The sequence below is a fragment of the Acinetobacter sp. NIOH-H-8 genome (assembly GCF_046635365.1).
Lineage (GTDB): Bacteria > Pseudomonadota > Gammaproteobacteria > Pseudomonadales > Moraxellaceae > Acinetobacter.
Genome location: NZ_JBHDVN010000342.1, coordinates 1 through 392, shown reverse-complemented (window position 1 = coordinate 392; position 392 = coordinate 1). Strand labels below are relative to the sequence as shown.

Annotated in this window: 1 protein-coding gene; it reads right to left on the bottom strand. The window is 66.6% G+C overall.

What is annotated here, in order from left to right; translation table 11 throughout:
• Positions 1 to 392 (bottom strand): hypothetical protein (locus ACEWB7_RS18560; RefSeq protein WP_411581169.1); only part of this gene is annotated, 392 nt, incomplete at both ends.

Sequence of the window (392 nt, the reverse complement as noted above, 5' to 3'; positions counted from 1 at the left end):
ATATGCAGCACGACGCCCTCTTCGATGCGACCCAGCGCGGTGATCGGTACCTGAGTGATGCCCCAGGGGCTCGGCGCCAGGTCCATCGCAGGCTGAAGGCCGAGCAGCGCCAGCGCATGTTGCGGCATGGAGTTGGGGCCGTTGATGAAGGCGGCCGTCGGCGACGAGAGGCGTATCACCGTGACGGCCGGCAGACGCTGCCCGTAATGAGCCCGCAGCCGCTCGCGCCATTGCGCCAGCTCGGCGTCCATCGCCTGCAGGCGTTGCCTGGCCAATGCCTCGCGTCTCAGCGCACGCGCCAGGTCGAGAAACGCCTCGCGCTGCACCTGCAGATTGTCGTGCTGCTGGCTGAAGCCTTGGTACACCTGAACCGGCGCAATACGCTCTAGCAA